This is a genomic window from Pedobacter sp. 22163, from assembly GCF_052045595.1.
GTDB lineage: Bacteria > Bacteroidota > Bacteroidia > Sphingobacteriales > Sphingobacteriaceae > Pedobacter.
Map to the genome: position 1 here is coordinate 1 of NZ_JBQEPM010000021.1, position 8974 is coordinate 8974.

Here is an 8974-nt window from a genome sequence, read left to right on the forward strand (position 1 = left end):
GTGAGCTAGCATCGGATACCTTAAAATCTAATTTAAGATACAAAAAAAAGAGCAGAGAAACCAAGGTTATCTGCTCTTTTTCAGCCCAATTATTAAGAGGACTTTTTCAGTGCCCTCGAAGATTTCTGAGGCTTTTCATTATAATATTTTTGATCGCTTAAGCTTTGTTTTTAGTTTCCTGAACTTCTAAACGGATGGCCTGAGCTAAATTTTTCAAATCCTGCATACCTTTACGTATACGGGTTCCAGCTGCGCTGTTACCTTTGTTATAAAATTTGTCTGCATCAGCTTCTAAAGCCGCCACTAAACTTTTTACTTCTTCGAATTTTTTCATTTTTAATTACTCCTATGGTTCTTTAAGGTTTTAGTTTTTAATTATCTTACTCTAATTTAAAGTGTTTGATGAAATAAAAAAATTTTTAGAACAATAAAAAACAGCCTTCTATGCCGTTTTTTTCCACATTCTGTGCTTTTATAAACATATTTTCCACAAAAGAATTATATCAAGTGACTGAAATACAGTTTTTTACAGAAAAAATTTAAACAAAAAAGCCCTTTAAATACGTTTAAAGGGCTTTGTAAAATTTATATAGATCTTAAACTGTAGCGAAAAGATTCTCTTTATAATATCCGTTTTCTAATTTTTCAGCTACTTCACTAAAAGCATTTAAAGTACGTTGTACATCTTCCAGTGTATGAACAGCTGTAGGAATTAAACGGAGTTCGATCATACCTTTTGGAATTACCGGATAAACTACGATAGAGCAAAAGATGCTATAGTTCTCGCGTAAATCGTAAGTAATTGCAGTGGCATCAGATAGTTCGCCTTTTAAGAAAACCGGTGTAACTACCGAATCGGTAACACCTAAATCGAATCCGCGTTCGCGTAATCCTTTTTGCAGGGTCATTGCAATTTCCCAAAGTTTATCCTTCAACTCAGGTTGGCTTTTTAGCAATTCTAAGCGCTTTAACAAGCCGATTACCATTGGCATTGGTAATGCCTTAGCAAAAGTCTGAGAACGCATGTTATACCTTAAGAAATTGGTAATTTGTTCTGTTGAAGCAACAAAAGCACCAATACCAGCCATAGATTTGGCGAAGGTTCCAAAATAAACATCAATTCCATCAATACAGTCTTGTGCTTCGTGTGTACCTGCACCGGTTTTACCCATTGTACCAAAACCATGCGCATCATCAACCAGGATACGGAAGTTGAAATCTTTTTTAAGATCAACAATTTCCTTCAATTTACCCTGAGCTCCACTCATTCCAAAAACACCTTCGGTAATTAAAAGAATACCACCACCAGTTTCTTCAACCAATTTGGTAGCACGCTCTAACTGCTTACGGGCGCTTTCAATATCATTATGTTTGTAAACAAATCGTTTACCCATGTGCAAACGTAATCCATCTACAATACACGCATGCGATTCTGCATCATACACCACAACATCATTCCTGTCAACCAAAGTATCGATAATAGATACCATACCCTGATAACCGTAGTTTAATAAAAATGCATCTGGTTTGCCCACAAATTCTGCAAGTTCTTGCTCCAGCTGTTCATGATAGTTTGAATTACCGCTCATCATACGGGCACCCATAGGGTAAGCCATGCCAAACTTTGCAGCAGCTTCTTCATCTGCTTTTCTAACTTCCGGGTGATTGGCTAAGCCTAAGTAGTTGTTTAAACTCCAAACCAAATGCTCTTTTCCACGAAATTGCATGTGTGGTGCAATTTCTCCCTCTAATTTTGGAAATGAGAAATACCCATGAGACCATTTTTGGTGTTGCCCAAGTGGCCCCATGTGCTTTGCTATCTTATCAAATATATCCAATGTATTATCTGTTTTTTATAATAAAATTTTGCGAATTTAAGCTTTATTCGTCTTAAAATCAACCTAATGATCTTTTAGGTATTAATTAAGATTTTTAACACTCCAATTTTATGCCAAAAAAGCCCCGATTTTACTTCGGGGCTTTAAAATTATATTTGGTTTGTTTTAATCAACGTTATCGTGCAAGAAAGAATTGTTAGGTCTGATCTCAGTACCACCATCCTGATCGTTGCTTAAAGTAAACCTGCTCACCTGCGATTCAGAAGAATGCTGAACTTGTTGCAACTGCATTTGCTTGCGTTTATAAGCAGGTTCGTTTTCCAGTTCCTGTAAACCATTGGTTGTGCGCAGTTTCATGCTTAAATCTTTTAAACGTAAAATACGTTCTTTAGATTTTTTCAATTGCTCTTCCATCGATTCATCACTTTTGTCATCGTCTAAACCTACAACCGGCATTTCGATCTCTGGCTCAGGCATTGGCGGCATTTGGGCAGCCGGTGTTTCGAACACAAAATTAGTTTCAGCTAATTTTACTTCAAACTCAAAACCGGTTTCCTGTGCTTCTTCTATCTGGGGTTCTTCCTCCATCAAAGTATGACGAACCACATTATTTTCCGGCTCCTGAACTTTTTGAGGTTCTGATTTATTGAACATACCACCGAAAAGATCTGCTTGCGAAACTTCTTCCTTCGTTTTTAAAACAGGCTCGTAAGATGGCGTTGTTTTAGGCTGAATGAAAGAGTTTACTGGTTCAACGGGACGAACTAGCGGCGCTTCTTCAGGTGTTAAAAGTGATATTTTCTTTTTATTTTTTTCTTCGTTTACGCGTTCTTCTGATGTTTGGAAACCTGTAGCAATAATGGTTACCGAAAGTTTATCGCTTAAAGATTCGTCGGTACAGTTACCCCAGATCAAATCAGCCGATAAACCAGCTTTTTCCTGAATGTAATCGGTAATAATCGAAACTTCATCCATGGTTACTTCACGCAGACCAGAACTAATATTCAATAAAATATAACGGGCACCTTCGATTTCATTATCTTTTAATAACGGCGAGGCTAAAGCACCTTCTACGGCCTGTAACGCACGGTCTTCGCCCTCAGCGGCAAAACTTCCCATAATGGCTACGCCACTATCTTTCATTACAGTACGCACATCCTTAAAATCCACGTTGATATAACCTGGCACTGTAATAATCTCGGCGATACCTTTTGCTGCCGTTGTTAAAATATCGTCGGCCTGGCCAAAGGCAGAACCTAAGGTTAGGTTTCCGAAGATTTCGCGCAGGCGATCATTAGAAATTACCAGGTAAGAATCTACGTATTTCTTCAACTCTTCCATTCCCTCATCAGCCTGCAGTCTACGTCTTTTCCCTTCGAAAGAAAATGGTGTAGTAATGATGGCAACAGTTAAAATATCAAGTTCTTTAGCTGCTTTCGCAATGATTGGAGAAGCTCCTGTTCCGGTACCACCACCCATTCCTGCTGTAATAAAAAGCATTTTGGTCGTACTACCTAACATGGCCTTAATATCATCTATATTCTCTATAGCCGAGTTTTTACCAACCTCAGGGATAGAACCAGCCCCCATTCCTTCGGTTAAGCTAGCACCTAATTGTACCTTGTTAGGTATTGGGCTAGATTCCAAAGCCTGGGCATCTGTATTACAAATAATAAAATCCACACCAGTAATACCAGACAGGTACATATGGTTCACTGCGTTGCCGCCACCGCCCCCAACACCAATTACCTTGATGATTGAAGACTTATCTTTTAACATTTCGAACTGCATATCTTTATGAATCAGTTGTTTAAAAATTTTTAAATTCTGTTCATTACTCAATGTAATATTAACACTTTTTCAACAGACGTTTTCCACAACTGTTGATAATGTGGAAAACTCATCTTTTGTGGAAAAATAATTAACTTTTCAAGTAATCTTCATCGCTTACATTCATGTCATCCTGAATGAAAGTTCTCGTTTTTGCCAGTAATTTATCAAACAAACCTGGTCCGCGTTTCTCTTTTTCTTTGGCTGTTTTTGGTTTTTCTACAAAAACGCCAGGCTGTTTCATTTCTTCAATTAACTCTTCTGCTTTCTGGATTCCTTTGATCAGCAAACCTACACTGGTTGCATACATCGGGCTTTTCAGATCATCATAAATGGTTTTAGGCATATCTTCATATTTAGATAAATGCTCGTTAGGATAACCAATACGACAATCTAAACCGGTTACATATTCAACTGCCTGAGATAAGTGTTTTAATAAAGCACCACCACCGGTAATTACAATACCACCGATCAGTTTTTTCTCATATCCGGAAGATTTGATCTCGTAATATACGTGCTCAATAATTTCTTCCATGCGTGCCTGAATAACGTAAGCCAGGTTCTTAACTGAAATTTCTTTTGGTTCGCGGCCACGTAAGCCTGGAACACATATAATTTCGTTTTCCTTATTCTCTTCAGCCAATGCAGAACCAAAACGTGTTTTTAACAACTCAGCCTGGTTACGCATTACCGAGCAGCCCTCTCTAATATCTTCGGTAACACTATTGCCACCAAAAGGGATAACTGCCGTGTGACGGATAATACCTTCGTGGAAAATGGCAATATCTGTAGTACCACCGCCTATATCAACCAATGCAATACCAGCTTCTTTTTCTTCCTCGCTCAACACCGATTCAGAAGAAGCCAATGGCTCAAGAATTAAATCCTGAGTTTGCAGACCTGCATTGTTTACACATTTGATGATATTTTTCACAGCTGTAACCTGACCAGAAATGATATGGAAGTTAGCTTCAAGGCGAACCCCTGCCATACCGATCGGATCTTTGATTCCCGGCTCGTTATCGATGGTAAATTCCTGTGGCAATACATGGATGATTTCCTCACCCGGCGGCATTACCAGTTTAAACATATCATCAATCAACTTATCAATATCTTTTTTACCGATTTCGTTGTTTAATTCTCTTCTTGTTAAAATTCCTCTGTGCTGTAAGCTCTTAATGTGCTGACCAGCAATACCCACATTTACCACCTGTATCTCTACATTGGATTGTCCGCTTGCTACTTCAACTGCTTGAGCAATGCCCTGTACGGTTTTTTGAATGTTAGAAACCACTCCACGTGTCACACCCGCCGATTCTGCCTTGCCTATTCCTAAGATTTCTATCTTACCGTGTTGTGTTCTACGACCAACGATAACACAAATTTTTGTAGTACCGATATCCAATCCTACTACGATGGGCGACTGACTGGTAAATTTTGCCTTGTCCATATTCGTTAATTTTGCTGAGTTTTATACTGTTTTTCCAGGGCCCTGATTTCTTTCTCTCTTGCTTCTTTCTCTTTCTTCAGTTGGGCCTCAGATTTTGCCGGCTTTGGCTGTGTTGTTACCGTTTGCTTCGGTTTCTCTTTTTTATCCGCAGGTTTCGTTTCCTTTGGTTTTGTAGCCGACGTAATCGCCGGCTTTTTTACTTCTGTTTTAACTGCCGTTGTTTTTTTAGATGCCTCCTTTTTCACTTCCGTTTTTTTCGGCTCGGGCTTTTTGGCTTCAACCTTTGGCACCTCTACCTTTTTAGGCGCAACTTTTTTAGCTTCGGGCTTTTGGGGCGTTTCTCTTTTTGGCGTCACCTTTTCGGCTTCATCTGCCTCTGGCCGATCATCCATCGCCGCAACAATTGTGCTTTTAATCAGTGAATCAGTTACGCTTCGCTGTATCCTCAAACTATCGGCTGCAGAAATTGTTTTTGCTTTTTTCCCTAATTCTGTCGAATCTCTTTTTTCGCAAACAATCTGGTTGGTATATTTAATATTGATGGTTTTATAAGTATCCCAACCTACCTGCGGCATTGCTTTTTTATAGAACAGCAACAGGTTTTTCATTTTCTTTTCAAGCGAATCGGCATTACCCAAAACAATACGTTGATTACCTACTCTTGGGATCAGTTCGATGTCGTTTTTCTGATCAACTACAATCTGTTCAATCTGAGCATCCCAAAGGGTATCTTTCTTAATATACTGTGCGGTTTTATATAAATCTCTTGCCAATTGCGTGTGCAGGGTATCAACTCTGCTGCCAAAAACCTCTGTAATATGCCCTGTTGCTACAAGCACGTTGGCAGTGAAGTTTGATGAAATAGGCATTTTCAGTCCATCATTATCGATGTAAAAATCCTGCCCGTTCTCGTTCAATATGCGGAGGATAGGCTGACGTTGTTTTACTTCAATGTGCAACACCCCGTCCATATCTACATACACCTTTGCAAAGCCGATGTAAGGGTTAGACTGCAGTTTTTTCTCGATCTTATGAATATTGATATTCTCCAAGTTACGACCTAAAAGAACACCTTGATCTTCTTTTAAAATGGCATCGATTTCTTCGCGCTCAATGAAATTATCAGCTCCGGGAATCAGGATCTTAACATCGGTACATTTAACTGTCTGTTTCTTCACATTGATAAAACTCAAAAGCACCACCACCCCTGCCAAGCTGATCAGCCAGGCAAAGCCAGTAAAAATTGCGCTCCAGTTTATCCGTTTAAGCATTGTTTAAAGTATTTTTAAGTGGTTCGATAATCGTGTCGATATCTCCCGCACCTACTGTTAAAATTAATTCAGGTTTTGTGTCCTTAACATGCTGAGCCACAAAATCTTTGCTACATATTTTTTTATCTGTCAAAGTGATTTTATCCAATAAAAACTGTGCATTTATCCCTTCAATCGGCAATTCTCTTGCGGGATAAATTTCCAACAGAAGCAGTTCGTCAGCCGTGCTTAAAACTCTTGCAAATTCATCAGCAAAATCCCTTGTCCGTGTGAAGAGGTGTGGCTGAAAAATCACGGTTAGCTTTTTATCTGGATATAATTGCCTTACTGCATCAAAACAAGCCCTCAGTTCTTCAGGATGATGTGCATAATCATCAATATAAATCTGATTGCCATTATTCACAATATATTCGAAGCGGCGTTTAACACCCTTAAAATTGGCAACCGCTTGTTTTACCTTTTCTGCATCAATACCCAATTGCAGCGCAATGGCAATGGCAACCGTTGTATTTTCGACATTATGCTTACCGGGAAGCATTAAACTAATGTCTTTGATACTTTGTGTACCATCGGTATAGTCGAAAACAAATTTCGACCCTTCTACCCTTAAATTTTCTGCCTTTGCAGTCGCCGTTGAACTTGCTGCATAACTGATGCTTTTTTCAAGCGGCAGTCCTTCGTGCGCATAAAGCACACCTTCGGCTTTAAGTTGACCGGCAAACAAACGGAATGATTCTTCGAGGTGACTTTTATCTCCGTAAATATCCAAATGATCGGCATCCATTGAGGTCACCACTGCTATATCCGGGTGCAAGGTTAGGAAAGAACGGTCGTATTCATCGGCCTCTACCACTACAACATTGTTCTTGCCGAAAAGCACATTACTGTTATAGTTACTGGTTATTCCTCCTAAAAAAGCGGTACAATCGTAGCCGGTATCTTTTAAAATATGCGCAACTATAGATGATGTGGTGGTTTTGCCATGTGTACCCGCAACTGCGATACAGAACATTCCTTTACTGATGATCCCTAAAACCTCAGAACGTTTTTTAAGTGCAAAACCTTTATTTATAAAATGGTTTAAAATTTTAGCATCTTTTGGAATCGCTGGAGTGTAAACCACAAGGGTATCATCATGATTATCCAAAAATGCACAGGGCAGCGAAGAGGCTTCATCAAGATAGGTAATGAGAATGCCTTCCCGCTCTAAGGTTTCGGTCAGCTTAGTCCTGGTTTTATCGTAACCACAAACTACTTGTCCGCGTTTAGCAAAATAACGGGCAAGCGCACTCATGCCGATACCACCGATACCTACAAAGAAAACCCTATTTATTTTACTTAGTTCCATTTTATTTGATTTGAGATGTGAGATGTGAGATGTGAGATCTAAGATTTCCGACGTAGTGTCCAACCTCAAATCTAATTTCTCATATCTCATATCTGATTTTTCATATCTTATTTAATTAATTTCAGTACTTCGTTCGCTATAATTTCGTCTGCCGCTGGCAATGCCATCTTAGCCAGGTTTTCGGCTAACATTTCGCACTGTTCTTCATTGTTTAACAGCGCCAGTGCTTCTTTAACTAATGTATCTTCTGCAGAGCGGTCGTTAATTAATATCGCTGCGCCATTTTTAACCAGGGCCATCGCATTTTTAGTTTGATGGTCTTCTGCAACATTAGGCGAAGGCACCAATATCACCGGTTTTTTAATCAAACAAAGTTCTGCTATGGTTCCAGCTCCTGCCCGGCTCACAATTACATCTGCTGCTGCATAAGCGAGGTCCATTTTATTTAAAAACTCAAGGATGCGAACATTGGGATGATATGCTAATCCCAATCTTTCGATAATCCCTTTGTAGTAATATTTACCTGTTTGCCAGATCACCTGCACATCTTGAGCAAGGATATCGGGTAAATGTTTTTCAATCGCTTTATTCAGTGTACCTGCGCCTAAACTTCCGCCGGTAACCATAATGGTCTTTTTCAATGGATCGAGCTTTAACAGTTCGGCACCCTGAAAATGTTTTCCTTTAATATCAACTACTTCCTGACGTACAGGATTTCCTGTTTTTAAAATCCTATCAGCTGGAAAAAACTGATCCATATCATCAAAAGCAACACAGATTTTTGAAGCTTTTTTACCTAACCACTTATTGGTTATTCCGGCATAAGAATTCTGTTCCTGGATGAGGTAAGGAATTCCTTTCAGCGAAGCTGCATACAATAGCGGACCTGAAGCATAACCACCAACGCCTACTACGGCATCGGGCTTAAAATCATTAATAATTTGCATGGCTTTGCGCACACTACCAATTACCTTGAAGGGGAGCGCGAGATTTTTAATAATCGAGCCACGTTGCATCCCACTAATATTTAATCCTATAATTTTATAGCCGGCTGCAGGAACTTTTTCCATTTCCATTCGGCCTATTGCACCCACAAACAAAATTTCACAGGTTGGCACCATGCGTTTTAACGCATTGGCTATGGCCACGGCGGGAAAAATATGCCCGCCGGTGCCACCACCTGATATGATAATTTTTGGGGAATTATTCATTTTAACTATTATTTAACCGCAAAGAG

At 39.3% G+C, this 8974-nt stretch carries 7 protein-coding genes; all 7 read right to left on the minus strand.

What is annotated here, in order from left to right; genetic code table 11:
• Nucleotides 1-157: 157 nt before the first annotated feature.
• The 7 genes from ACTJKN_RS27235 to murG all read right to left on the minus strand — a co-directional run bounded on the left by ACTJKN_RS27235 (nucleotide 158) and on the right by murG (nucleotide 8948).
• Nucleotides 158-334: a hypothetical protein gene (locus ACTJKN_RS27235; RefSeq protein WP_029278061.1), complete on the minus strand. Its 177-nt coding sequence runs from the start codon at nucleotides 332-334 to the stop codon at nucleotides 158-160.
• 262 nt (nucleotides 335-596) lie between these two features.
• Nucleotides 597-1838, minus strand: coding sequence for an aminotransferase class I/II-fold pyridoxal phosphate-dependent enzyme (locus ACTJKN_RS27240; RefSeq protein ID WP_440828762.1), 1242 nt, complete (start codon nucleotides 1836-1838; stop codon nucleotides 597-599).
• Nucleotides 1839-2003: 165 nt separating this feature from the next.
• Nucleotides 2004-3629 carry a cell division protein FtsZ gene (gene ftsZ / locus ACTJKN_RS27245; protein ID WP_215132139.1) on the minus strand — a complete coding sequence of 542 codons (1626 nt, stop codon included), beginning with the start codon at nucleotides 3627-3629 and terminating at the stop codon, nucleotides 2004-2006.
• Nucleotides 3630-3759: 130 nt separating this feature from the next.
• Nucleotides 3760-5118, minus strand: a complete 1359-nt coding sequence (gene ftsA, locus ACTJKN_RS27250; RefSeq protein WP_055915204.1) for a cell division protein FtsA — start codon at nucleotides 5116-5118, stop codon at nucleotides 3760-3762.
• A gap of 5 nt (nucleotides 5119-5123) precedes the next feature.
• Nucleotides 5124-6389 (minus strand): cell division protein FtsQ/DivIB, encoded by a 1266-nt coding sequence (locus ACTJKN_RS27255; RefSeq protein WP_440828763.1) that lies wholly within the window; start codon nucleotides 6387-6389, stop codon nucleotides 5124-5126.
• Nucleotides 6382-7737, minus strand: a complete 1356-nt coding sequence (gene murC / locus ACTJKN_RS27260; RefSeq protein ID WP_440828764.1) for a UDP-N-acetylmuramate--L-alanine ligase — start codon at nucleotides 7735-7737, stop codon at nucleotides 6382-6384. The genes ACTJKN_RS27255 and murC overlap by 8 nt, the downstream gene beginning before the upstream one ends.
• Nucleotides 7738-7844: 107 nt before the next feature.
• Nucleotides 7845-8948, minus strand: coding sequence for an undecaprenyldiphospho-muramoylpentapeptide beta-N-acetylglucosaminyltransferase (gene murG, locus ACTJKN_RS27265; RefSeq protein ID WP_440828765.1), 1104 nt, complete (start codon nucleotides 8946-8948; stop codon nucleotides 7845-7847).
• Between the last annotated feature and the right edge of the window lie 26 nt (nucleotides 8949-8974).